This is a genomic window from Aeromicrobium sp. (assembly GCF_050700635.1).
In the GTDB taxonomy this organism is placed as follows: Bacteria; Actinomycetota; Actinomycetes; order Propionibacteriales; family Nocardioidaceae; genus Aeromicrobium.
The window spans coordinates 39,295-62,217 of the sequence record NZ_JBOHDT010000160.1; the positions used below are offsets into that span (position 1 = coordinate 39,295).

General features: G+C 68.3%; 25 protein-coding genes. 15 read left to right on the top strand and 10 right to left on the bottom strand.

The genetic code is table 11. The features are described from left to right. Positions 1–2: 2 nt before the first annotated feature. The gene (gene tal / locus ACRDPN_RS12180; RefSeq protein ID WP_431448190.1) at positions 3–1,091 is read right to left on the bottom strand and encodes a transaldolase; all 1,089 of its coding nucleotides are present in this window, start codon (positions 1,089–1,091) and stop codon (positions 3–5) included. 31 nt (positions 1,092–1,122) lie between these two features. Beyond that, positions 1,123–3,294: a transketolase gene (tkt, locus tag ACRDPN_RS12185; protein WP_431448193.1), complete on the bottom strand. Its 2,172-nt coding sequence runs from the start codon at positions 3,292–3,294 to the stop codon at positions 1,123–1,125. Positions 3,295–3,409: 115 nt separating this feature from the next. Between tkt and ACRDPN_RS12190 the strand changes: the two genes are divergently transcribed. The 3 genes from ACRDPN_RS12190 to ACRDPN_RS12200 are packed head-to-tail and all read left to right on the top strand — an operon-like array spanning position 3,410 to position 5,222. Next, positions 3,410–4,330, top strand: coding sequence for a heme o synthase (locus ACRDPN_RS12190; protein WP_431448284.1), 921 nt, complete (start codon positions 3,410–3,412; stop codon positions 4,328–4,330). Then, positions 4,327–4,683, top strand: a complete 357-nt coding sequence (locus ACRDPN_RS12195; protein WP_431448196.1) for a hypothetical protein — start codon at positions 4,327–4,329, stop codon at positions 4,681–4,683. The genes ACRDPN_RS12190 and ACRDPN_RS12195 overlap by 4 nt, the downstream gene beginning before the upstream one ends. Beyond that, a complete protein-coding gene (locus tag ACRDPN_RS12200; protein ID WP_431448199.1) occupies positions 4,680–5,222 on the top strand; it encodes a GNAT family N-acetyltransferase in 543 nt (180 codons plus the stop codon). Before ACRDPN_RS12195 ends, ACRDPN_RS12200 begins: the two co-directional genes overlap by 4 nt. Here the strand turns inward: ACRDPN_RS12200 and ACRDPN_RS12205 are convergent. The 4 genes from ACRDPN_RS12205 to ACRDPN_RS12220 are packed head-to-tail and all read right to left on the bottom strand — an operon-like array spanning position 5,210 to position 8,038. Further along, positions 5,210–6,142 carry a COX15/CtaA family protein gene (locus tag ACRDPN_RS12205; RefSeq protein ID WP_431448202.1) on the bottom strand — a complete coding sequence of 311 codons (933 nt, stop codon included), beginning with the start codon at positions 6,140–6,142 and terminating at the stop codon, positions 5,210–5,212. The two genes, ACRDPN_RS12200 and ACRDPN_RS12205, sit on opposite strands and share 13 nt — an antisense overlap. Then, the gene (locus tag ACRDPN_RS12210) at positions 6,133–6,906 is read right to left on the bottom strand and encodes an ABC transporter permease (RefSeq protein ID WP_431448205.1); all 774 of its coding nucleotides are present in this window, start codon (positions 6,904–6,906) and stop codon (positions 6,133–6,135) included. Before ACRDPN_RS12210 ends, ACRDPN_RS12205 begins: the two co-directional genes overlap by 10 nt. Then, complete coding sequence (locus tag ACRDPN_RS12215) at positions 6,903–7,823, bottom strand: ABC transporter ATP-binding protein (protein ID WP_431448208.1); 921 nt, start codon at positions 7,821–7,823, stop codon at positions 6,903–6,905. Before ACRDPN_RS12215 ends, ACRDPN_RS12210 begins: the two co-directional genes overlap by 4 nt. 59 nt (positions 7,824–7,882) lie before the next feature. Further along, a complete protein-coding gene (locus ACRDPN_RS12220; RefSeq protein WP_431448211.1) occupies positions 7,883–8,038 on the bottom strand; it encodes a DUF6131 family protein in 156 nt (51 codons plus the stop codon). Positions 8,039–8,142: 104 nt separating this feature from the next. Between ACRDPN_RS12220 and ACRDPN_RS12225 the strand changes: the two genes are divergently transcribed. Next, entirely contained in the window at positions 8,143–9,228 is a 1,086-nt protein-coding gene (locus tag ACRDPN_RS12225) for an ATP-dependent DNA ligase (RefSeq protein ID WP_431448213.1), read from the top strand. Here ACRDPN_RS12225 and ACRDPN_RS12230 read toward each other — a convergent pair. Then, positions 9,218–9,760, bottom strand: coding sequence for a TIGR03086 family metal-binding protein (locus tag ACRDPN_RS12230; RefSeq protein ID WP_431448215.1), 543 nt, complete (start codon positions 9,758–9,760; stop codon positions 9,218–9,220). The two genes, ACRDPN_RS12225 and ACRDPN_RS12230, sit on opposite strands and share 11 nt — an antisense overlap. A 102-nt stretch (positions 9,761–9,862) precedes the next feature. Further along, positions 9,863–10,957 carry a DNA polymerase domain-containing protein gene (locus ACRDPN_RS12235; RefSeq protein ID WP_431448218.1) on the bottom strand — a complete coding sequence of 365 codons (1,095 nt, stop codon included), beginning with the start codon at positions 10,955–10,957 and terminating at the stop codon, positions 9,863–9,865. Positions 10,958–11,128: 171 nt separating this feature from the next. Here ACRDPN_RS12235 and ACRDPN_RS12240 point away from each other — a divergent pair, with 171 nt between their 5' ends. Genes ACRDPN_RS12240 through ACRDPN_RS12275 form a run of 8 tightly spaced genes read left to right on the top strand, consistent with a single transcriptional unit; the run spans position 11,129 to position 17,642 of the window. After that, entirely contained in the window at positions 11,129–11,821 is a 693-nt protein-coding gene (locus ACRDPN_RS12240; protein WP_431448287.1) for a helix-turn-helix transcriptional regulator, read from the top strand. Further along, positions 11,818–13,263 (top strand): Fe-S cluster assembly protein SufB, encoded by a 1,446-nt coding sequence (gene sufB, locus ACRDPN_RS12245; protein ID WP_431448221.1) that lies wholly within the window; start codon positions 11,818–11,820, stop codon positions 13,261–13,263. The genes ACRDPN_RS12240 and sufB overlap by 4 nt, the downstream gene beginning before the upstream one ends. Then, positions 13,260–14,417, top strand: a complete 1,158-nt coding sequence (sufD, locus tag ACRDPN_RS12250; RefSeq protein WP_431448224.1) for a Fe-S cluster assembly protein SufD — start codon at positions 13,260–13,262, stop codon at positions 14,415–14,417. The genes sufB and sufD overlap by 4 nt, the downstream gene beginning before the upstream one ends. Beyond that, positions 14,417–14,746, top strand: coding sequence for a non-heme iron oxygenase ferredoxin subunit (locus ACRDPN_RS12255; RefSeq protein ID WP_431448227.1), 330 nt, complete (start codon positions 14,417–14,419; stop codon positions 14,744–14,746). Before sufD ends, ACRDPN_RS12255 begins: the two co-directional genes overlap by 1 nt. Beyond that, entirely contained in the window at positions 14,743–15,507 is a 765-nt protein-coding gene (gene sufC / locus ACRDPN_RS12260; RefSeq protein ID WP_431448230.1) for a Fe-S cluster assembly ATPase SufC, read from the top strand. Before ACRDPN_RS12255 ends, sufC begins: the two co-directional genes overlap by 4 nt. Positions 15,508–15,517: 10 nt before the next feature. After that, on the top strand, positions 15,518–16,771 hold the full coding sequence (locus ACRDPN_RS12265; RefSeq protein WP_431448233.1) for a cysteine desulfurase: 1,254 nt from the start codon (positions 15,518–15,520) through the stop codon (positions 16,769–16,771). Positions 16,772–16,797: 26 nt separating this feature from the next. Then, positions 16,798–17,268, top strand: coding sequence for a Fe-S cluster assembly sulfur transfer protein SufU (gene sufU / locus ACRDPN_RS12270; protein WP_431448290.1), 471 nt, complete (start codon positions 16,798–16,800; stop codon positions 17,266–17,268). Further along, on the top strand, positions 17,265–17,642 hold the full coding sequence (locus ACRDPN_RS12275) for a metal-sulfur cluster assembly factor (RefSeq protein WP_431448236.1): 378 nt from the start codon (positions 17,265–17,267) through the stop codon (positions 17,640–17,642). Before sufU ends, ACRDPN_RS12275 begins: the two co-directional genes overlap by 4 nt. A 3-nt stretch (positions 17,643–17,645) precedes the next feature. On the opposite strand, the gene ACRDPN_RS12280 is transcribed toward ACRDPN_RS12275, so the two are convergent. Continuing rightward, positions 17,646–17,945: a DUF1905 domain-containing protein gene (locus tag ACRDPN_RS12280; protein WP_431448239.1), complete on the bottom strand. Its 300-nt coding sequence runs from the start codon at positions 17,943–17,945 to the stop codon at positions 17,646–17,648. Positions 17,946–18,089: 144 nt separating this feature from the next. On the opposite strand from ACRDPN_RS12280, the gene abc-f reads away from it, so the two are divergent. Beyond that, the gene (gene abc-f, locus ACRDPN_RS12285) at positions 18,090–19,688 is read left to right on the top strand and encodes a ribosomal protection-like ABC-F family protein (protein WP_431448242.1); all 1,599 of its coding nucleotides are present in this window, start codon (positions 18,090–18,092) and stop codon (positions 19,686–19,688) included. 57 nt (positions 19,689–19,745) lie between these two features. Beyond that, positions 19,746–21,113: an FAD-binding oxidoreductase gene (locus tag ACRDPN_RS12290; RefSeq protein ID WP_431448245.1), complete on the top strand. Its 1,368-nt coding sequence runs from the start codon at positions 19,746–19,748 to the stop codon at positions 21,111–21,113. On the opposite strand, the gene ACRDPN_RS12295 is transcribed toward ACRDPN_RS12290, so the two are convergent. Beyond that, complete coding sequence (locus tag ACRDPN_RS12295; RefSeq protein ID WP_431448248.1) at positions 21,091–21,864, bottom strand: SURF1 family cytochrome oxidase biogenesis protein; 774 nt, start codon at positions 21,862–21,864, stop codon at positions 21,091–21,093. The two genes, ACRDPN_RS12290 and ACRDPN_RS12295, sit on opposite strands and share 23 nt — an antisense overlap. Positions 21,865–21,934: 70 nt before the next feature. On the opposite strand from ACRDPN_RS12295, the gene moaA reads away from it, so the two are divergent. After that, a complete protein-coding gene (gene moaA, locus ACRDPN_RS12300; protein ID WP_431448251.1) occupies positions 21,935–22,921 on the top strand; it encodes a GTP 3',8-cyclase MoaA in 987 nt (328 codons plus the stop codon). Positions 22,922–22,923: the final 2 nt, after the last annotated feature.

Here is a 22,923-nt window from a genome sequence, read left to right on the forward strand (position 1 = left end):
GATCAGGCCTTGTCGAGCTCGTTCGAGACGGTGTCGCGCAGCTCGGCCCATGAGGTGTCGAACTTGTCGACTCCTTCGTCCTCGAGGACGGCGACGACGTCGTCGTAGCTGATGCCCTCCCGCTCGAGCGCCGCGATGACGTCGCGGGCGTCGTCGTAGGTGCCGTGAACCGTGTCGCCTCTGATCTCCCCGTGCTCGGCGAAGGCGTCCATCGTCTTCTCGGGCATGGTGTTGACGGTGGCGGCGACGACGAGCTCGGTGACGTACATGGTGTCCGGGTAGGCGGGATCCTTGACGCCGGTGGAGGCCCACAGCGGTCGCTGCGGGTTGGCACCCTTCGCCGTGAGGTCCTGGAACCGCGGTGATCGGGCCACCGCCTCGAAGGCCTCGTACGCCAGGCGAGCGTTGGCGATGGCCGCCTTGCCACGCAGCGGATGATCGTCACCGAGCCGCTTGTCGACCTCGGTGTCGACGCGGCTGACGAAGAACGACGCGACCGACTGGATCGAGCCCAGGTCGTGCCCGTTCTCTGCCGCCTGCTCGAGCCCCGCAAGGTAGGCGTCCATGACGCCGCGATAGCGGTCGAGCGAGAAGATCAGCGTGACGTTGACGCTGATGCCGTTCGCGATGGTCGCCGTGATCGCGGGCAGCCCCTCCTCGGTGGCCGGGATCTTGATGAAGAGGTTCGGACGATTGACGCGCTGCCACAGCTTCTGGGCCAGCTCCACCGTGTGATCGGTGTCGCGAGCCGCGCCGGGGTCGACCTCGATGGACACCCGCCCGTCGACGCCGTCGGTGGCGTCGTAAACATCGCGTAGGACGTCGCAGGCGCGTTGTACGTCGGTGGTGGTGAGCTCGAAGACGGCGGCGTCGACGCCTGCACCCGACTCCTTGAGCTCGCCGATCTGGTCGGCGTACAGCTCGCCGTCGGATAGCGCGCTCGCGAAGATCGTCGGGTTCGTGGTGACGCCCACGACCCCGGACGACTCGACGAGCTCGGCAAGTCCGCCGGACACGATGCGCTCGCGGGAGAGGTCGTCCAGCCAGATCGACACGCCGGCATCGGTGAGGGCTTGTAGGCGGTCGTTCATGGGTCTCCTTCGCTCGGGGGTGAGTTGTCGGTCAGCCGGGTGCGTCCACGTTGTCTCCGGGTCCGACCGGTCCGGCCGGCCGCGCGTGGAACCCGACGGGCTCGGCGGACGTGGCGGCAGCGATCGACTCGTGCGCGGCGACGACGACGGCGCTCGCGGTGATGCCGAACTGGTCGTACAGGGTGGCGTAGTCGGCGGAGGCGCCGTAGTGCTCGAGGCTCACGATGCGTCCGGCGTCGCCCACGACGTCGCGCCATCCGAATGACACGCCGGCCTCGATCGACACGCGGGCGCGGACCGACGGCGGGATGACGGTGTTGCGATAGGCGACGTCCTGCTGCTCGAACCACTCGCGACACGGCATCGACACGACGCGAGCCTGGACGCCATCGGCGGCCAACGTCTCGCGGGCCTCGACGGCGAGCTGCACCTCCGAACCGGTGGCGACGATCACGACGTCCGGTTCCCGGTCTGAGTCGAGCAGAACGTACGCGCCTCGGGCGACGCCGTCGGCGTCGGCGAACCCACCGCTGCCCCGCGGGAACGTCGGCACGTTCTGCCGGCTGAGCGTGAGCGCCACCGGGCGGTTGGTGATGCCGAGCAGGGTCCGCCAGGCGGCCACCGTCTCGTTGGCGTCGGCTGGGCGGACGACGTCGAGACCGGGGATGGCCCGCAGCGCCGCCAGGTGCTCGACCGGCTGGTGGGTGGGGCCGTCCTCGCCGAGGCCGATGGAGTCGTGGGTCCACACGTAGGTGACGGGCAGCTCCTGCAGTGCGGCGAGCCGAACGGAAGGCCGCATGTAGTCGCTGAACACCAAGAACGTGCCGCCGTACGGCCGGGTGGGTCCGTGCAGGGCGATGCCGTTGAGGATCGCGCCCATGCCGTGCTCGCGGATGCCGAAGTGCAGCACCCGTCCGTACCAGTCGCCCTGGAACTCCTTGGTGGAGCGGTCGGGCGGGATGAACGACGGCTCACCATCCGGGGTGGTGTTGTTGGAGCCGGCGAGGTCGGCCGAACCGCCCCACAGCTCGGGCAGGTGGGCTGCGGCAGCGCTGAGGAACTCGCCGGACGCCTTTCGGGTGGCGACACCCTTCTGGTTGGCGGGGTAGGTCGGCAGGTCGGCGTCCCATCCCGGCGGCAGGGCGCGGGACGTGATCCGTTCGAGCAGGGCCTTGGCCTCGCTGTTCGCCGAACTCCAGGCGTCGAACCGCTCCTGCCACTCCGCATGGACGCGCGCGCCACGCTCGCGGGCCTCCCGCGTCTGGGTGAGCACGTCGTTGGCGACGACGAACGACTCGTCGGGGTCGAAGCCGAGCTCCTTCTTGGTGGCGGCGACCTCGTCGGCGCCGAGCGCCGAGCCGTGCGCAGCCCCGGTGTTCTGCGCCGTGGGGGCCGGCCAAGCAATGATGGTGCGCAGGACAATGAGGCTGGGCCGGTCGGTGACCTCACGGGCGGCCGCGTAGGCCCGGTGCAGTGCCACCACGTCCTCGTCGTAGCCCTTGCCGCCCTTCGTCCAGTCGACGGTCTGCACGTGCCAGCCGTAGGCCTCGTAGCGCTGGGCGACATCCTCGCTGAACGCGACGTCGGTGTCGTCCTCGATGGAGATCTGGTTGGAGTCGTACAGAACGGTGAGGTTGCCGAGCCGCTGGTGGCCGGCCAGCGACGACGCCTCCGACGCCACGCCCTCCTGGAGGTCGCCGTCGGACGCGAACACGTAGACCTGGTGGTCGAAGACGCTCTCGCCCTCGGCGGTGTCGGGGTCGAGCAGGCCACGCTCGCGCCGAGCGGCCATCGCCATGCCCACGGCGTTGCCGACACCCTGGCCGAGGGGTCCGGTCGTGACCTCCACACCAGGCGTGTGGTGGTGCTCCGGGTGCCCCGGCGTCTGGCTGCCCCAGGTGCGCAGGCTCCTGAGGTCGTCGAGCGTCATCGGGTAGCCGGCGAGGAAGAGCTGGATGTACTGCGTGAGGCTGGAGTGCCCGCACGACAGCACGAACCGGTCCCGTCCTGGCCAGAGCGGATCGGCGGGATCGTGCCGCATGATCTTCTGGTACAGCAGGTAGGCGGCGGGAGCGAGGCTCATCGCGGTGCCGGGATGGCCGTTGCCGGTCTTCTGCACGGCGTCGGCAGCCAGCAGACGGACGGTGTCCACCGCGGTGTCGTCGAGCTTGTTCCAGTCCAGTGCGGGGGTTGCCGAGCTCACGCAGGGCTCCTGATCTCTCGTCGTGGAGGTCGCCTCGACGACCTCGTCGTGCCGTCGCTCCGACCCTACTAGCCGTGGGATTAGACTCGCCCCCGTGAGTGCACTCGAGACGCCGTTGGCCCAGGGGTCCCTCGAGGCGTCGTCCCGCACCACGTTCACGGGGGTTGTCGGTGCCTATGTGGCGCTGATGAAGCCACGCATCATCGAGCTGCTGCTGCTCACCACCGTGCCGGTCATGTTCCTCGCGGCCCAGGGCGTCCCGCCGCTGTGGCTGGTGATTGCCACGGTCGTCGGTGGCACCTTGTCGGCCGGCAGCGCCAACGCCCTCAACTGCGTCTTCGACGCCGACATCGACACCAAGATGCGCCGCACCGCGCGTCGCCCGCTGCCACGGCACCAGGTCTCGACCAGCGCCGCCCTGGTGTTCGGCCTGGTGCTGGGTGTCGTCTCCACGCTCTGGCTCGGGGTGCTCGTCAACTGGCTCTCGGCCGGGCTCGCGCTCGCCGCCAACGTGTTCTACGTCGTCGGCTACACGATGATCCTGAAGCGACGGACCACCCAGAACATCGTCTGGGGCGGAGCGGCGGGCTGCTTCCCGGCGCTGATCGGCTGGACAGCGGTCACGGGCGAGCTCGCGTGGGCGCCGGTCGTCCTGTTCGTCGTGGTCTTCTTCTGGACGCCGCCCCACTTCTGGGCCCTGGCCATGCGGTACCGCGACGACTACGCCGCCGCCGGCGTCCCGATGCTCCCGTCGGTGGCCTCCTCGCGCGAGGTCGCGCAGAAGATCGTCACCTACTCCTGGATCATGGTCCTCACGTCGATCGCCCTGTGGCCGGTGGCCGTCACCGGCTGGTTCTACCCCGGCGTCGCGATCGTCCTCGGCATCGTGTTCCTCGTCGAGGCCTACGACCTCCGCACTCGCTCGCACGACAGCGAGGAGCTGTCGGTCATCAAGCCGATGCGCCTGTTCCATCTCTCCAACGCCTACCTCGCGCTGCTCTTCGTGGCCGCGGCCGCCGACCCCTTCCTCCGGTGATCCCCGCCGATTGGCAGCCCTACCACCGCGACGATGGCGAGCTCATCGGCTACCTTGTGGCGGACGAGAGCGGCCTCGTCGTCCCCGTCAACCTGGTCGGCCACCCGATCGGTGCGGCCATTGACCGGTTCGCTGCCGAGGACATGCTCGAAGACGCCGGCCTGTCCTACCTGGCCGAGCCGTGGCTGCTCCGCCGCGACGACGGTTCCGACCAGCGGGTCGTGATCGTCGAGGTGGACGCCGACCACGTCGTGGTGAGCGACGCCGACTTCGCCCTGGTGGTCGGACGCCCCGTGGACATGGTCGAGCGCGTCACGCTGTCGGTTCCCACCGACCGGCTCCGTCCCGCATGAGCACCTCGAGTGGCGACTGGTCGCTCGAAGCCGGGGTGACGATGCGGGTCCGCGAGGTCGGCCCCGACGACTGGGTGGTCTGGCGCCTGCTCCGTCAGCGCTCGCTCCTGGAGGACCCGCAGGCCTTTGCGGCGTCGGTCGAGCGCTGGACCGGCGAACAGGACCGCGAGGGCAACTGGCGCGCTCGTCTGGCCGCGCCCGGCGCTTGCTTCGTGGCTGAGCACGGGGCCGCACCCGTGGGCCTGGTCGCGATCCGGCCCAACGATGACGACGACGGCCAGCAGCTGATCTCCATGTGGGTTGCCCCATCGGCACGCGGGCACGGCGTCGGCCGTGCACTCGTCGGACGGGTGATCGCCGCTGCTGCCGGCCGGCCCCTGTGGTTGCGGGTGCTCGACGGCAACGAGACCGCGATCCGCCTGTACGAACGTTGCGGCTTCGTGCTCGACGACTCCGATCCGGACGCCGAAGGCTGCCGCGCCATGCACCGACCTGAGGCCGTCGCGGGCGGTGACTCTACGTCCAGTCAGCGCAGTTGAGTGGACGCAGAGTCACCGCTTTGGGTGGCGAGTGGACGCTCATCCACCTTCGCGGCTGACCGGACCGCCAGCACGAGGCGCGCCCCCGAGGCCACCAGGATCGCGGCACCCACCAGGTGGGCTGCCACGAGCGCGACGGGCAGATCGGTGAGGTACTGCACGAGGCCGATGGTGACTTGCAGGAGCTCGACGGCCAGGAGCAGGAACGCGAAGCGTACGGCAGCAGTTCCGCGCAGCACGACGATCGTGGCGAGGGTCAGGGCCAGCAGCACGTAGACGCCGGCTGCGTGAACGTGGCTCATCACGTGCGGGTCGAGTCCGTTGCGCGGAGAGCTGGCGTCGCCGGCGTGCGGACCGCTGCCCGTGACCATGGTGCCGAGATAGACGACCACGACCAGCACGGCGAACGTGACTTGGCTGAGCGCGACCGATCGGGCCGGAACAGGTGTTGCGGCCTCGGGTCGAACACGGACGACGAGTAGCACCGAGCCCACGATGAGCGCCATCGAGAGCAGCAGGTGGAGCGAGACGATCCATGGGTTGAGATCGGTGAGCACTGTGATGCCGCCGATGACGCCCTGGAACGGGATGCCGAGTGCCAGCACGACCGCGAGCCGCCGGGTGAATGGCGTCGCCCCGGCCCACCTCCAGATGGCGATGAGCGTTCCGATCGCGACGGCGACGAGCGCGTAGGTGAGCATGCGGTTGCCGAACTCGATCACGCCGTGGATACCGAGCTCGCGGTGCGGCACGAACGACTCGTCCGTGCAGCGCGGCCAGCTGGGGCAGCCGAGGCCGGAGCCGGTGAGCCGTACCAGGCCACCGGTGAGCACGATGACCGTGTTGGCGACGACCGATGCCCACGCCCATCGCTCGACGGTCACGCGATCCGGCGAGAGGAGGGCCGACTTCACTCCCATCGGAACGTCCTTGCGGTGAGGACGCCGGCGCCGAGCGCCCACACCAGCAGCACGACCACCGGCAGCAGGCCGGGGGAGACACCGTTGAACGCGTCGCGCAGCCCCTGTCCGAGCGCACCGGAGGGCAGCAGCTCGAGTGCGCGATGGGTGGGTCCGGGGTAACGCTCGAGCGGGACGATGAGACCGCCACCGACGAGCAACATCACGTAGACGAGGTTGGCGACGGCCAGTGTCGCCTCGGCGCGCAGGGTTCCTGCGATGAGCAGCCCGAGCGATCCGAAGGCGGCCGTGCCGAGCAGGGCCAGGAGTATCAGCCAGCCGACCGCCGCCACGCCACCCGAGGGGTCCCACCCCACGAGCATCGCCACCACCGTAAGCAGCAGGAGCTGGACGAGCTCGACGAGCAGGACGGCGCCGATCTTGCCGATCAACAGCCCCCAGCGGGGGAGCGGAGTCGCGCCGAGCCGCTTGAGCACGCCGTAGCGTCGCTCGAAACCGGTGGCGATGGCGAGGGACGTGAATGACGTCGACAGCACGGCCAGCGCGAGTACACCGGGCGTGATGATGTCGATCGGACGGCCAGGGCCGAGATCGACGATCTGGTCGGAGCGGGTTCCGAGGACCAGGAGCAGCAACGGGATGACCAAGGTCAGCAGCAGCTGCTCACCGTTGCGAGAAAGCAGCCGAAGCTCCATGACGGTCTGCGCCTTCAGCATCTCGCTCTTCGTCGCGGCGCCCGGCCGTGGGGACAGGTCGAGGATCATCGAAGCGCCTTCCCGGTGAGCTCGAGGAACCGGTCCTCCAGGGTCTGACGCTCCACGAGCACCGACTCGGCAAGCACACCCTGTCCGGCACACCACGCCGTGAGGGTCGCCAGCAGCTCGGGGTCGACGTCGCCGGCGATGACGTAGTGGCCAGGCTGTGTCTCGTCGACCTTCGTGTCGTGGGGGAGGGCCAGCATCAAGGCGTCGACGTCCAGCCCGGGACGGGCCGTGAATCGGACCGTGTTCTTAGCGCCGGACTGAGAGAGCTCGGCCGGGGAACCGGAGGCGATGACCTTGCCGGAATCGACGATGTGGACCTGGTCGGACAGCACCTCCGCCTCGTCCATGAAATGAGTGGTGAGCACCGTGGTGACTCCGTCGGACTGCATCTCGTCGATGAGGTTCCAGGTGGCGCGGCGAGCCTGGGGATCGAGGCCCGCGGTTGGCTCGTCGAGGAACAGCAGGCGCGGGCGCCCGATGACCGCCATGGCGAGGCTCAACCGCTGCTGCTGGCCACCGGACAGGCGCCGGTAGGGGGTGCGCCCGCACGAACCGAGTCCGAGGCGGGCGACGAGCGCCCCGACGTCGAGGGGATGGGCATGCAACGACGCCATGTGGCGCAGCATCTCGTCAGCCCTCACGCCCGACCATGCCCCGCCGGACTGAAGCATGACGCCGACCTGGGGGCGTAGCTCCCGAGCGTCCGCGATGGGGTCGAGGCCGAGCACTCGCACGGAGCCGCCGTGAGGACGTCGAAATCCCTCGCAGGTCTCGATGGTCGTGGTCTTGCCCGCTCCGTTGGGACCGAGGATCGCGGTGACCTGGCCCGGGGCGACTGTAAGCGACAGGCCGTCGACTGCGGTGGTGGGGCCGTAGCGCATCTCGAGGTCGTGGACCTCGACGGCGGGTTGACTCACCCGCTCAGTGTAGGAGATTCGGCTACGGCCACCGGTTCATGCGTCAGCCGATGTCCGGCTCAGTAGTAGTGGGGTCTGCCCCCCACCCCGCGGCCCATCGAGCCGAGGACCCAGAGGACTACGCCGACGATCAGCAAGATGGCACCGATCGTGTAGAGGATCGGAACATTGAGCACCGCGCCCAAGATCACCAGAATCACACCGAGGACGATCACGATGAGCTCCTTCTCGAATCAGACGACACCATGTCGTTGCCCTCAGGATGGCCCGAACGATTATTCGGCGCATCTCGGAGGAGCCACGTGAAATGCTGGCTTTCATGGACCTGCCGGTGATGCCCCCGCTGCGGCCGATGCTCGCGAAGTCGGTGAAGGGGGTTCCCGCTGCGGACTCGGTGGAGGGCGGGTTTTCGTACGAGCCGAAGTGGGACGGATTCCGGGCCATCGTCTTCCGCGACGGCGACGATGTCGTCATCGCCAGCCGGTCGACCAAGGAGCTGACGCGCTACTTCCCCGACGTCGTTGCGGCGGTGAAGGACAACCTGCCGGAGCGGATTGTGGTCGACGCGGAGATCGTGATCGCGATTGATGGTCGACTCGACTTCGACTCTTTGAGCCAGCGCATCCACCCCGCGGAGTCTCGGGTCAACCTGCTGGCCGAGCAGACGCCGGCCAGCCTGGTGGCCTTCGACCTGATCGCCATCGATGACGAGTCGCTCCTCGACGCGGCGTTCTCAGCCCGCCGCGAGCGGTTGGAGAGGGTAATGGCCGGCGCGTCGGCGCCCGTGCACGTCACGCGTCGCACGCTCGATGCGGCTGAGGCCGAGGAGTGGTTCGACCAGTTCGAGGGTGCGGGCCTCGACGGAGTCGTGGCCAAGAGGCTCGACGGGCCGTACGCGCCGAACGGACGCACGATGCTCAAGATCAAGCACTCCCGCACCGCCGACGTCGTCGTGGCCGGGTACCGCCTGCACAAGACGTCGACGCCCGAGCGGCCGCTGCTCGGGTCGATGCTGCTGGGGCTGTACGCGGACGATGGCCGGCTACAGCACGTCGGCGTGTGCGCGTCGTTCTCCGAGGCGCGGCGGGCGGAGCTGCTCGAGGAGCTCGACCCGCTGCGGGTCGAGTTCGCCGATCACCCGTGGGGTGCGTGGCAGGACGAGGCCGCCCAGGCCAGCGGGCGTCTGCCAGGCGGTCAGAGCCGCTGGACCGGCACCAAGGACCTCTCCTTCGTGCCGCTCGCGCCGAAACGCGTCGTCGAGGTGGGCTACGAGCACATGGAGGGCGACCGCTTCCGCCACACCGCGCAGTTCAAGCGGTGGCGCGACGACCGCGAGCCCGAGTCGTGCGGCTACGCGCAGCTCGAGCAGGTCGTCGGCTACGACCTCGCCGACGTCATGAGGTAGGTATGTGTCGCCCCGCGAAGGCGGCGAGGCGGTCGTAGGGGTCGGCGTCCTCGGGAACCTCGACCTCGGGATCGAACGCCGGCTCCCGGTTCTCCGGCGTGAGCCCCTGCGTCATGAAAGCCAGGCCCCGCTCGGCGACCTCCGGATCCAGTTTGCGGTTCTGGCCGGTCGCCTTCACCAGATCCCAGGTGTGGACGGCGAACTCCGCAGTCTGCCAGTCGACCGACCCGGCCTCGGCTTGGTCGCCCCGCTGGTGCCAGGTGTGGATCAGGTCGTCCGCCTCCGAGCGGAACTGTGTGACCGAGTTGCTGCTGACCGGCTTCGGTGCGGCCGACCAGTCGGCTTCGCCACCTCGCGCTGCCTCGGCGAATCGTGCGGGAGCGCCGAGGACATGGCCGATCAGGTGGGCGACATCCCAGTCGGCGCACGGCGTGGGATCGGACAGCTGGTCACGGCGTATCGCCGCGAGCACGTCGCCGGTCTGGTCGAGTGCACGCGACAACATGGCGATCGCTGGGTACGGGCTGGACATCAGAGGCTCCCTTCAAGGACGTCTGCCTTCGACGTCCACCATTCCGCCGTTGCGTGCGCTTGTCGACCTCGCCGGGGCGGAGCTGTGGGTACGCCACGACAGCTACATGATGTTTCCACTCGTATCGCTGCGAGAACGGCTCGGCTGGACCCGTTTCGGCTCGCCCGGCATCTTCGGGTACTCGGGCGGGTAGGGCATGTCCGTCAGGCCGTTCTCGAGGTCGCGCTTCCACCAGTCGAGCAGCGGCTCAAGTGAGTGGTGCACGTCGTCGATGGCGGCGTGTGCGTCACCGACTGACGCAAGGCGGGCCGGCACTGTGCGGAGATTGAACTCGTTCGGGTCGTCGAGGTCGGCCAGCTCGTCCCAGGTGACGGGGGTCGAGACCGGACCGCCCTCCTTCGGGCGGAGGCTGTAGGCGGACGCGATCGTGCGGTCGCGGCAGTTCTGGTTGACGTCGACGAAGATGTTGTCGCCGCGCTCCTCCTTCCACCACGCCGTGGTGACTCCGTCGGTGCGGCGCTCGAGCTCGCGGCCCAAGGCGATGGCGGAGTGGCGGACGTCGGTGAACGTCCACTTCGGTTCGATGCGGATGTAGACGTGCACGCCGTTCTTGCCGCTCGTCTTCGGGAAGCCGGCGATGCGGACCTCGTCGAGCAGTTCCTTGACGGCACCGCCCACGCGGACGGCGTCGACGAACGAGGTGGTGCCGTGCGGGTCGAGGTCGATGCGAAGCTCGTCGGGCCGGTCGACGTCGGTGGATCGAACCGGCCAGGGGTGGAACGTGATCGCGCCCATCTGGGCCGCCCAAGCCACGGCGGCGACGTGGTCGGGGCAGAGCTGGTCGGCCCGCCGCCCGGACGGGAAGTGCACCCGGACCGACTTGGCCCATTCAGGCATGCCGCGCATGAGGCGCTTCTGGTAGAACGCGTCGCCCTGCGGACCGCGTCCGTGGGTGGCGTCGCGCGCGGTGAGCTTCATTCCGGGCAGCACGCCCTTGGGCCACCGTTCCAGGGAGACTGGCCGGTCGCGCAGCGCCCGCACGATGCCGTCGGCGACGGCCACGTAGTACTCGACGACCTCCAGCTTCGTGACGTCGCCACCCAGCTTTGATGCCGGGAAGATCACCCGATCGGGGCTCGATACCCGTACCTGACGCCCACCGGCGTCGACCTCCACCGCTGCAGCCTTCGACGCCATGGCGTCAGCCTAGTTGCGCGAGTGGCGCAAATTGCCCGCCGAGTGGCGCAGATTCGCCGCCTTTCGTTGACGAATGCGACGAATTTGCGCCACTCGCGGTAGGTGTGGCGGGTTAGGCTCACCTTTGTTGATGTGGGGAAACAATAACGGCACACTGGTGTTGTGAAAAACATGCGGGCAGAGGAGACGTCGCCGATCGTCGACGACGCACCCACCCGTGAGCGCGTGGCCACCACGATCATGGAGAACGGTCCGTCGACGGCTGCTGCGCTGGCCGAGCGCCTGGGCCTGACTCCCGCGGCCGTACGCCGTCATCTCGATTTGCTGCTCGCCGACGGCGTGCTCGAGGCACGCGAGCCGCGCGTTCATGGGCCCCGAGGACGCGGCCGTCCCGCCAAGGTCTTCGTCATCACCGACACTGGTCGCGACCACTTCGGTCATGCGTACGACACGCTCGCCACCGATGCCCTCCGATTCGTCCAGCAGTCCGGGGGAGACGACGCGGTGTCGGCCTTCGCCCGACAGCGTCTGGCCGCCTTCGAGGACCGAGTCCGTCCCCTCATCGACGCCGCCGAGCCGCAAGACCGAGCCGCCGTCCTGGCCGAGGCACTCACGGGCGACGGGTACGCCGCCACGGTCGACGCGGCCGCTTCCGGTGAGCAGATCTGCCAGCACCACTGCCCGGTCGCCCACGTGGCCGGCGAGTTCCCCCACCTGTGCGAGGCCGAGACCGAGATGTTCTCTCGCCTCCTCGGCACGCATGTCCAACGTCTGGCGACCATCGCCAACGGCGACGGCATCTGCACCACGCATTTGCCACACCAAACGTCCAAGAAGTCCGCTGCAGAGAGGTTGCCCTCATGACGACCACGTCCGAGACTCCCGTCACCAACGCCGTCGAGGAGGCGAACCCCGGCCTCAAGGACGTCGGCCGCTACGCCTTCGGATGGGCCGACTCCGACGAAGCCGGTTCCATCGCGGCCCGCGGTCTCAACGAGGACGTCGTCCGCAACATCTCGGCGCTCAAGGACGAGCCGGAGTGGATGCTCGACCTGCGTCTCAAGGGCCTGCGCCTCTTTGGCCGCAAGCCGCTGCCCACGTGGGGCGCCGACCTCGGCACCATCGACTTCGACAACATCAAGTACTTCGTCCGGTCCAGCGAGAAGCAGGCCACCAGCTGGGAAGACCTTCCCGAGGACATCAAGAACACCTACGACAAGCTCGGCATCCCCGAGGCCGAGAAGCAGCGACTCGTCGCCGGCGTCGCCGCGCAGTACGAGTCCGAGGTCGTCTACCACTCGATCCGTGAGGACCTCGAGGAGCAGGGTGTGCTCTTCCTCGACACCGACACCGCACTCCGGGAGCACCCGGAGATCTTCCAGGAGTACTTCACGACGGTCATCCCGGTCGGCGACAACAAGTTCTCCGCACTCAACTCGGCGGTGTGGTCCGGCGGCTCGTTCATCTATGTGCCCCCGGGCGTCCACGTCGACATCCCGCTGCAGGCGTACTTCCGCATCAACACCGAGAACATGGGTCAGTTCGAGCGGACGCTGATCATCGCCGACGAGGGCTCCTACGTGCACTACGTCGAGGGCTGCACGGCTCCGATCTACTCCAGCGACTCGCTGCACTCCGCGGTCGTCGAGATCATCGTCAAGAAGAACGCCCGGGTGCGCTACACGACCATCCAGAACTGGTCGAACAACGTCTACAACCTCGTCACCAAGCGCGCCACCTGCGAGGAGGGTGGCACGATGGAGTGGGTCGACGGCAACATCGGCTCCAAGGTCACCATGAAGTACCCGGCCGTCTACCTCATGGGCGAGCACTCTCGTGGCGAGACGCTGTCCGTCGCCTTCGCCGGCGAGGGCCAGCACCAGGACGCCGGCGCCAAGATGGTGCACTGCGCACCACACACCTCGAGCTCCATCCTGAGCAAATCGGTGGCCCGCGGCGGCGGACGCACGTCCTACCGCGGCCTGCTGCAGGTGAACGACGGCGCCTACGGATCCGCCAGCACGGTCAAGTGCGACGCGCTGCTGGTCGACCAGATCAGCCGCTCTGACACGTACCCGTACGTCGACGTCCGCGAGGACGACGTCACCCTCGGCCACGAGGCCACCGTCTCCAAGCTCAGCGACGACCAGCTCTTCTACTTCATGTCCCGAGGCATGGAGGAGGACGAGGCCATGGCGATGATCGTCCGTGGCTTCATCGAGCCGATCGCGAAGGAGCTCCCGATGGAGTACGCCCTCGAGCTCAACCGGCTCATCGAGCTGCAAATGGAAGGAGCGGTCGGTTGACCGTCGTCGAAGCCCTCGAACTCGACCACGTTGAATCGCACCTCCACCCTAAGGGCTCCTTCGTGGTCGACGACCACGTCGTGCCCACGGGCCTGGAGGAGATCTGGCGTTTCACCCCGCTCAAGCGACTCCGCGGCCTGCACCAGGACACGCCGCTTGTCGGTGACAACTTCACCGTTGAGGTCGACACCGCGCCAGGCGTGACGGCCAGCTCCGTACCGGTCGCCGACTCCGCCCGCGGAGCCTCCGGCTACGTGCCTGTCGACCGCGTGTCGGCTCGCGCCTGGGACGCGGCCACATCGGTCTTCGAGGTCACCATCCCGAAGGACTCCGTCCTCGACGTGCCCACCACGGTGCGCATCAAGGGCGGCGACGTCGAGCCCGCGACCGCCGGCCAGCTGCTCGTCCGTGCCGGCGCCTTCAGCAAGTCCGTCGTGGTCGTCGACTACTCGGGCTCGGCCACCTGGGCCGAGAACATCGAGGTCGTTCTGGAGGACGGCGCCGAGCTGACGTTCGTCACGGTGCACGACTGGGCCGACGACACCGTGCACGTCGTCAACCAGCACTCTCGCGTGGGTCGCGACGCCTCGCTCAAGCACGTCACGGTGACGCTCGGCGGCGACATCGTGCGCGCCAGCACCTCGGCCGACTACGTCGGCACCGGCGGCAGCGTCGAGATGTTCGGCGTCTACTTCGCCGACGCCGGTCAGCACATGGAACACCGCCTGTTCGTCGACCACACGGCGCCGCACACCCGCAGCAACGTCGACTACAAGGGCGCGCTGCAGGGTCAGGATGCCCACACGGTCTGGATCGGCAACGTGCTCATCCGCAAGATCGCCGAGGGCATCGACACGTTCGAGCAGAACGACAACCTCGTGCTCACCGACGGCGCCCACGCCGACTCGGTGCCCAACCTGGAGATCGAGACCGGCGAGATCGAGGGAGCGGGTCACGCCTCCACCACCGGCCGTTTCGACGACCAGCACCTGTTCTACCTGATGAGCCGCGGCATCGTGGAGGAAGAAGCACGTCGACTCGTCGTGCACGGCTTCTTCAACGACATCATCCGGCGCATCGGTGTACCCGAGCTGCAGGAACGGCTCGTCGCGGCCATCGAGGACGAGCTGGCCGAGCACGTCGGACGGCTCTGATGGTGTTCGTACAGGCCGCCGCTCTGGCGGATGTCCCCGACGGCGGAGCCATCGCCGTCGAGGTCGACGGCGTCGAGCTCGCGCTGGTGCGTGATGGTGACGTCGTCTACGCCGTCATCGACGAGTGCTCGCACGCGGCCATCCCCCTCTCAGAAGGAGAGGTCGAGGGCTGCGAGATCGAGTGCTGGCTGCATGGCTCGCGCTTCGATCTGCGCACCGGCAAGCCCGTCAACCTCCCGGCCACCGAGCCGGTACAGACCTACCCCACGACCATCGACGGCGACACCGTGATGGTCGACATTTCCCCGAAACAGGAGCTGAACGCATGACCACCCTGGACATCAAGGACCTGCACGTCTCCGTCAACACCGACGACGGTGAGAAGGTGATCCTTCGCGGCGTCGACCTCACGGTCAACTCCGGCGAGGTGCACGCCATCATGGGCCCGAACGGCTCGGGCAAGTCCACGCTGGCCTACTCGATCGCCGGTCACCCCAAGTACAAGATCACGCAGGGGTCGGTGACGCTCGACGGTCAGGACATCCTCGGCATGACCGTCGATGCCCGCGCCCGTGCCGGTCTGTTCCTCGCGATGCAGTACCCGGTCGAGGTGCCCGGCGTCTCCGTCGCGAACTTCCTGCGCACTGCCAAGACCGCCCTCGACGGCGAGGCGCCCAAGCTCCGCACGTGGATCAAGGACGTCAACACGGCACTCGAGGGAGTCGACCTCGACCCCGAGTTCGCGCAGCGCAGCGTCAACGAGGGATTCTCCGGCGGCGAGAAGAAGCGCCACGAGATCGCCCAGCTCGAGCTGCTCAACCCCAAGTTCGCCGTGCTCGACGAGACCGATTCCGGCCTCGACATCGACGCCCTGCGCATCGTGGCCGACGGCGTCAACCGTTACACCGCACAGGCCGACAAGGGTCTGCTGCTGATCACGCACTACACGCGGATCCTGCAGTACATCAAGCCCGACTTCGTGCACGTGTTCGTGGCCGGACGAGTCGCCGAGCAGGGCGGACGCGAGCTCGCCGACCAGCTCGAGGCCGAGGGCTATGACAAGTACGTGAAGGCGGCCGCCCAAGCGTGAGGACACTGTCATGACCATCGCAGAGCCGGCCACCTACGACGTGACCAGGATCCGGGAGGACTTCCCGATCCTGGCGCGTCGGATGTCCGGCGACCTGCCGCTGGTCTACCTCGACAGCGCCAACACGTCGCAGAAGCCGTCGGCCGTCATCGACGCGCTCGATGAGCACTACCGGCAGCACAACGCCAACGTTGCGCGCGCCATGCACCAGCTGGGCGCCGAGGCCACCGGGGCGTTCGAGGACGGACGCACCAAGGTCGCTGGCTTCATCGGTGCGAACCGCCGTGAGGAGGTCGTGTTCACCAAGAACGCGTCCGAGGCACTCAACCTCGTTGCTCGCGTGCTCGGAGACGCCGGACGAGTCGGCGAAGGCACCGACGTCGTCATCACCGAGATGGAGCACCACTCCAACATCGTGCCGTGGCAGCTCCTCACCGAGCGCACCGGCGCGACGCTCCGCTGGTTCGGCATCACCGACGAAGGTCGCCTCGACCTCGACCAGCTCGACGAGCTCATCACGGAACGCACCGCGGTCGTCTCACTCACGTGGGTCTCGAACATGCTCGGCACCATCAACCCGCTCGAGCCCGTCATCCGTCGCGCCCACGAGGCGGGCGCCCTCGTCGTGGTCGACGCGTCGCAAGCCGTTCCGCAGCTGCCGGTCGACGTGTCCGCGCTTGGTGCCGACCTCGTCGCCTTCACCGGTCACAAGATGGTCGGACCCACGGGCATCGGCGTCCTGTGGGGCCGTCACGACCTGCTCGCCGAGCTTCCGCCGTTCCTCGGCGGTGGCGAGATGATCGAGACCGTCACGATGGAGCGCTCCACGTTCGCGCCGCCGCCGTCACGGTTCGAGGCCGGCACCCCGCCGATCGCCCAGGCCGTCGGCCTCGGCGCGGCCACCGACTACCTCGGCGCGATCGGCATGGAGAACGTGGCCGCCCACGAACATGCGATCACCGCGTACGCGCTCGGCCACATGCAGGAGATCGACGGACTCACGGTCATCGGCCCGAAGGAGGCCGTCGACCGCGGGGGAGCGGTCAGCTTCACGCTCGAAGGTGTGCACCCGCACGACGTCGCCCAGCTGCTCGACTCTCGGGGGGTCGCTGTGCGAGCGGGGCACCATTGCGCGAAACCGGCACACCAGCGGTTCGGCGTGCAGTCCACCACGCGGGCGTCGTTCTACCTGTACACGACGACATCGGACATAGATGCGCTCGTCGATGCGTTGCATCACACGAAGACCTATTTCGGAGCCTGAGGACTGAGCTGATGGGAGGGGGCAACATGGACGTCGACTCGCTGTACCAGGAGATCATCCTGGACCACTACACGAACCCGCACGGACGCGGACTCCGCGAGCCGTACGAGGCCGAGGTACACCACGTGAACCCGACCTGCGGCGACGAGATCACGCTGCGCGTGCACCTCGACGGCGACCACGTCGCCGACGTCTCCTACGCAGCCGAGGGCTGCTCGATCAGCCAGGCGTCCGCCTCGGTCCTCAACGACCTCGTCATCGGCCGGAGCGTGCCCGAGGCGATGGGCCTGCTCGACGACTTCACCGAACTCATGCAGGGCCGGGGCCAGGTGGAGCCCGACGAGGATCGCCTCGAGGACGGCGTCGCCTTCGCCGGCGTCGCGAAGTTCCCGGCCCGCGTCAAGTGTGCCCTGCTGTCGTGGATGGCCTGGAAGGACGCCACCGCACAAGCCCTCAGCTCCGAACCCTCCACCGCCGACCAAGGGGAGAACCGATGACCACCGACCACAGCGACCTGCCCGACGTCGACCTCGAGGCTGCCGCCTCGCCGGCCGGCTCGGCGACCACCGAGGAAGACGTCTTCGAGGCGATGAAGGACGTCGTCGATCCCGAACTGGGCATCAACGTCGTCGACCTCGGCCTCGTCTACGGCGTCGACGTCGACGAGCACAGCAACACGGTGCTGTCCATGACGCTCACGTCCGCGGCCTGCCCGCTCACCGACGTGATCGAGGACCAGACCCGCGCCGCGCTCGACGGCATCGTCAACGACTTCCGCATCGAGTGGGTCTGGATGCCACCGTGGGGCCCGGACAAGATCACCGACGACGGCCGCGAGATGCTCCGCGCCCTCGGCTTCAATGTCGGCTGACACTCACACGCAGACCAGGCTGATATCGAACGGCTCGTCCTCCACCAACGCCTCGGCTGCACGTACGGCCTTCTTCATGGGCAGCACGTAGGCGCGCTGCTCCGCCGACGGGAACAACGAGGTGCGCCATGTCGTGGCTCCCACGGTGACCTCGACCTTGATCGATCCGAAACCACCAGCGGACGCCCCGTGGCGATCCTCGATGTCGTCGCTCACGTCGTCGGGCAGGGTGACGAACCACCACGAGCTCTCGTCCTTCCAGAGCCACAACGACGCCGTGAAGCGGTACCTCGCCGAAGTCATGGGCGCCACGCTACGACTCGGCGGTGACAGCCTCGCGATTCGGACATCCCGCCTGCCGTCCGTAGACTGGCTGCCATGAGGTTTCCGCTGCTGATGTAGGTCCGGGCCGTCATGCCCGTTCGCCCTCTACCCCGGAAAGTCCTCATGCTCACCGTTCAGAACGTCGAGCTGCGCTTCGGCGCCCGGCTCCTGATGTCCGACGTGTCGTTCCGCGTCGCCGCGGGCGACAAGATCGGCCTGGTCGGGCGCAACGGCTCCGGCAAGACCACGCTCACCCGGATGCTCTCCGGCAACGGACAGCCTGCCGGCGGCCGGATCACCTCGTCGGGAACCATCGGCTACCTGCCCCAGGATCCCCGCATCGGTGACGTCTCGATCACCGCCCGCGACCGCATCCTGTCGGCGCGGGGCCTCGACGACGCCCTGCGCCGCATGCGTGCGGCAGAAGAGGAGATGTCGTCGAGCGATCCGGAGGTCGCCGAGCGTGGCATGAAGCGTTACGCCCGGGCGGATGCCGACTTCGGGGCCGGCGGCGGCTACGCGGCCGAATCCGAGGCGGCCACGATCGCCACCAGCTTGGGGCTGCCGCAGCGGGTGCTGGCGCAGACGCTCAGCACACTGTCCGGTGGCCAGCGGCGCCGCATCGAGCTGGCCCGCATCCTGTTCTCGGACGCCGACACGCTGCTGCTCGACGAGCCCACCAACCACCTCGACGCCGACTCCGTCGTCTGGCTGCGCGGGTTCCTGGCGAGCTTCCGCGGCGGGCTCGTCGTCATCAGCCACGATGTCGAGCTCCTCGAGCAGACCGTCACCCGCGTGCTCCATCTTGACGCCAACCGCGCCGAGGTCGACGTCTACAACATGGGCTGGAAGCGGTACTTGACGCAGCGCGAGACCGACGAGCGCCGCCGCCGTCGCGAACGCGCGAACACGGTGAAGAAGGCCGAGCAGCTCACCGACCAGGCCAACCGCATGCGTGCGAAGGCCACCAAGGCCGCTGCGGCGCAGAGCATGCTCAAACGCGCCGAGAAGATGATGTCCGGGCTGGAGTCCGAGCGTACGCAGGACAAGGTCGCCCGCATCAAGTTCCCCAAGCCGGCGCCATGCGGCAAGACGCCGCTCACCGCAGCCGAGCTGTCCAAGTCGTACGGCTCGCTCGAGATCTTCACCGACGTCGACCTGGCGATCGACAGGGGGAGCCGCGTTGTGGTACTGGGCCTCAACGGTGCCGGCAAGACCACGTTGCTGCGCATCCTCAGCGGCTCAGATGACCCCGACACCGGCTCCGTCCTGCCCGGTCACGGGCTCAAGATCGGCTACTACGCCCAGGAGCACGAGACCCTCGACACCTCACGCACGGTGCTCGAGAACATGCAGTCGGCGGCCCCGTCGCTCACCGACACCGAGGCCCGGAGCGTGCTCGGCTCGTTCCTGTTCAGCGGCGACGACACCGCCAAGCCGGCCGGCGTGCTGTCGGGCGGCGAGAAGACCCGCCTTGCCCTCGCCAGCCTGATCGTCTCCAGCGCCAACGTGCTGCTGCTCGACGAGCCCACCAACAACCTCGACCCGGCCTCCCGCGCGGAGGTGCTGGCCGCGATCCGCACCTACGAGGGCGCCATCATCCTCGTGACGCACGACGAGGGCGCGGTCGCGGCCCTGGAGCCCGATCGGGTGCTGCTGCTCCCAGACGGCGACGAGGACCTGTGGAGCGACACCTACGCCGACCTCGTCAGCCTCGCCTGAAGGACGTTTGAAGGAGTAGGTTCCGACCCACGGGGACTACGGACTCCTGGAGGAACGATGGAACGCATTGCTGTGGAGGGATTCAAAGGCGCTCTGCTCGGCGAGGGCGACGACGGATACGACGACGCACGCACGATCTTCAACTCCATGATCGACCGGCGGCCCGGCCTCATTGCTCAGTGCGGGTCCGTCGCCGACGTCCAGGCCGCACTCGCCCACGCGCAGGCCAACGGACTGGAGGTCGCGATCCGCTCAGGTGGCCACAGCGTCGCCGGCGCGAGCAGCATCGACGGCGGGATCGTCATCGACATGCGGCGTATGAACGCTGTCGAGGTCGATCCCGAGGCGAAGACGGCCACGGTCGCCGGCGGTGCGACCTGGCGCGACTTCGACCGGGCCACGCAGGCACACGGGCTGGCCACCACCGGTGGCCGCGTCTCGTCGACCGGTGTCGCCGGCCTGACGCTGGGTGGAGGTTCCGGATGGCTCGAGCGAGAGTGGGGGTTCGCGTGCGACAACCTGCTCGAGGTCGAGATCGTCGCCGCCGACGGCCGCGTCGTGACGGCGAATGAGGACGAGAACAGCGAGCTGTTCTGGGCGCTGCACGGCGGGAGTGGCAACTTCGGCATCGCGACCCGTCTCGTGTTCAGGCTCCACAATCTGCCCGCTTCGACGTTCGCCTTGCTCGCGTGGCCGTCCGAGGTCGGCCCCGAGCTGGCGCGCACGTATCGCGACTTGATCGAGGCCGGCGCGCCGACACAGCTCGGCGGCGGTGTCGCGTACTTGACCGGACCGCCGGAGCCGTTCGTCCCGGAGCACCTCCACAACGAGCGCGTGATCGGCCTAATCGGCGTGTTCGCAGGGACCGAGGCCGAGATGCGTGACGTGCTCGCGCCGATCTACGCGCTGGAGCCGCAGGGCGGGCTGACGGCCGAGATGCCGTACGCCGAGATCCAGTGCGCCATCGACGATCCGCCGGGTTTCCGCAACTACTGGTCGGCCTCGCACCTCGTGAGCCTGCCCGACGAGGCGCTCGAGCTCTACTGCCGCCAGGGAGAGGAGATGATCGTGCCCTCGCCGTCCCAGCACCTGCTGATCCCGTGGGGCGGCGCCGTGGCCGACCAGGCCACGGACTGGCCGATGACACATCGCGGCGCGACCTGGGTCACGCACCCGTTCGGGCTCTGGGAGGCACCGGGCGACGACGAGCGTGGAATCGCCTGGACCCGGCGTTCCGTCGCGGAGCTGAAGCCGTACGACGTCGGCTCGGCCTACCTCAACTTCGTCGCGGATGCGGGTGAGGACCAGGTGCGCGCCAGCTACGGGGAGGAGAACTACGCACGGCTCTCGGCGGTGAAGTCCGAGTTCGACCCGGACAACGTCTTCCACCTTCATCACGCGATCAGGCCGCTGGCTTCGGCCTAGCCCCGCGCTCCTTCATCTCGTCCCTCGCGAACCAGAAGTATCCGATCACCGCGAGGAGGCCGAAGAACCACCACTGCAGCGCGTAGAAGAAGTGCGGACCCTGACCGAGCTCGGGCTTCGGCTCGAGGTCGAGCGACGTCGCGGCGGCCGGCTCCTGGCTGCGCAGGTTCAGGTAGCCGCCGACGAGCTCGTTCGGCACCACAGATTCCATGCCCTTGCTGGACACCGCGCGCACCTGCCCGTCGACCGGCCGCACCGCCTGCTCGTCCGCGCCGCTGTCCGATCTCAGCCATCCCATCACGGTGACCTCGCCGGACGGCGGAGGAGGAATGTTCGTCGGCCTGGCCGTCGTGTTCTTGGTCTGCAGCCATCCACGGTTGACGAGGACGGCCGAGCCGTCCGGCATCAGCAGCGGCGTCACCACGTCCACGCCAGGTGCTCCGTCACGCGTCGTGAACTTCACCGTGACCTCGTTCGCGGTGTCATAGCTCCCGGTGGCGCGAACGCGCGTCCACTCGGTGGTCTCGTCCACATTGTGACCCGGTGCGAGCACGGTCAAGAGGGGTACCGGATCGGCGGACAGATGCCGTTTGACGACCTGGTTGTTGTCGAGCCTGTGCTCCAGACGTTCGAGCTGCCAGAAGCCCAGTCGGGTGCAGGTTCCCGCCAGGACGACGACGAAGAGCGCGAAAACGATCCAGCGTCGGCTCAGCAGGAAGCTCAGCTGGAAGCGCTGCTGGTCACTGGGCACTACACGACGGTAGTTCGCCCAGCGAACCCGTAGGTCACCAGGGGTGGAACGCACCGCATAGGCTGGGGGCATGGATCTGGTCGACAAGCACGGGCGCGTAGCCACCGATCTGCGCGTCTCGCTCACCGACCGATGCAACCTGCGCTGCCAGTACTGCATGCCCGCGGAGGGTCTCGACTGGATGCCCACTGAGGAGACGCTCACCGACGACGAGCTGATCCGTCTCGTCCGCATCGGGGTGGAGCGGCTCGGCATCCTGGACGTGCGGTTCACCGGCGGCGAGCCGCTGCTCCGCCGCGGTCTGCCGGCCATCATCGCGGCCACCAAGGCCCTGCATCCCACACCCCGCACGGCCATCACGTCCAACGGACTCGGTCTCAAGCGCACCGCACAAGCGCTTGCCGACGCCGGTCTCGACCGCGTCAACATCAGTCTCGACACCACCGACCCGGAGACGTTCGAGCGCATCACGCGTCGCGACCGCCTGAATGACGTGATCGAGGGCCTCGAGGCCGCATCCGCCGCTGGCCTCGACCCGGTCAAGGTCAACGCAGTGCTGCTGCGCGGCATGAACGACCAAGGAGCACCCGACCTCCTCCGCTGGTGTATGAAGCACGCCTATGAGCTGCGGTTCATCGAGCAGATGCCCCTCGATGCCCAGCACGGCTGGCAGCGCGACGAGATGGTCACCGCCGAGGAGACGTTGTCGCGTCTGTCCGAGGAGTTCCGGCTCACGCCGCTCGACGGGCGTGGCTCGGCACCGGCCGAGAAGTTCCTGGTCGACGACGGGCCGCACACCGTGGGCATCATCGGCTCGGTCACCCGCCCGTTCTGCGGCGACTGCAACCGCGTCCGGCTGACCGCCGACGGCCAGATCCGCAACTGCCTGTTCGCCCGCGAGGAGTCGGACCTGCGGGCGCCGCTGCGCGACGGAGCGAGCGACGGCGAGCTGGCCGAGCGATGGATGCTCGCGATGGCTGCGAAGCTGCCGGGTCACGGCATCAACGACCCGTCGTTCCTCCAGCCGACCCGCCCGATGTCTTCCATCGGCGGCTGAGC

Bases quoted from the DNA above. Each gene is read 5' to 3' on its own strand.
- ACRDPN_RS12235 (WP_431448218.1), bottom strand. From the start codon at position 10,957: ATGGCGTCGAAGGCTGCAGCGGTGGAGGTCGACGCCGGTGGGCGTCAG.
- ACRDPN_RS12255 (WP_431448227.1), top strand. From the start codon at position 14,417: ATGGTGTTCGTACAGGCCGCCGCTCTGGCGGATGTCCCCGACGGCGGA.
- ACRDPN_RS12225 (WP_431448213.1), top strand. From the start codon at position 8,143: ATGGACCTGCCGGTGATGCCCCCGCTGCGGCCGATGCTCGCGAAGTCG.
- ACRDPN_RS12240 (WP_431448287.1), top strand. From the start codon at position 11,129: ATGCGGGCAGAGGAGACGTCGCCGATCGTCGACGACGCACCCACCCGT.
- sufB (WP_431448221.1), top strand. From the start codon at position 11,818: ATGACGACCACGTCCGAGACTCCCGTCACCAACGCCGTCGAGGAGGCG.
- tal (WP_431448190.1), bottom strand. From the start codon at position 1,091: ATGAACGACCGCCTACAAGCCCTCACCGATGCCGGCGTGTCGATCTGG.
- ACRDPN_RS12205 (WP_431448202.1), bottom strand. From the start codon at position 6,142: ATGGGAGTGAAGTCGGCCCTCCTCTCGCCGGATCGCGTGACCGTCGAG.
- sufC (WP_431448230.1), top strand. From the start codon at position 14,743: ATGACCACCCTGGACATCAAGGACCTGCACGTCTCCGTCAACACCGAC.
- ACRDPN_RS12210 (WP_431448205.1), bottom strand. From the start codon at position 6,906: ATGATCCTCGACCTGTCCCCACGGCCGGGCGCCGCGACGAAGAGCGAG.
- ACRDPN_RS12290 (WP_431448245.1), top strand. From the start codon at position 19,746: ATGGAACGCATTGCTGTGGAGGGATTCAAAGGCGCTCTGCTCGGCGAG.
- sufU (WP_431448290.1), top strand. From the start codon at position 16,798: ATGGACGTCGACTCGCTGTACCAGGAGATCATCCTGGACCACTACACG.
- ACRDPN_RS12230 (WP_431448215.1), bottom strand. From the start codon at position 9,760: ATGTCCAGCCCGTACCCAGCGATCGCCATGTTGTCGCGTGCACTCGAC.
- ACRDPN_RS12200 (WP_431448199.1), top strand. From the start codon at position 4,680: ATGAGCACCTCGAGTGGCGACTGGTCGCTCGAAGCCGGGGTGACGATG.
- moaA (WP_431448251.1), top strand. From the start codon at position 21,935: ATGGATCTGGTCGACAAGCACGGGCGCGTAGCCACCGATCTGCGCGTC.
- ACRDPN_RS12280 (WP_431448239.1), bottom strand. From the start codon at position 17,945: ATGACTTCGGCGAGGTACCGCTTCACGGCGTCGTTGTGGCTCTGGAAG.
- ACRDPN_RS12265 (WP_431448233.1), top strand. From the start codon at position 15,518: ATGACCATCGCAGAGCCGGCCACCTACGACGTGACCAGGATCCGGGAG.
- ACRDPN_RS12275 (WP_431448236.1), top strand. From the start codon at position 17,265: ATGACCACCGACCACAGCGACCTGCCCGACGTCGACCTCGAGGCTGCC.
- abc-f (WP_431448242.1), top strand. From the start codon at position 18,090: ATGCTCACCGTTCAGAACGTCGAGCTGCGCTTCGGCGCCCGGCTCCTG.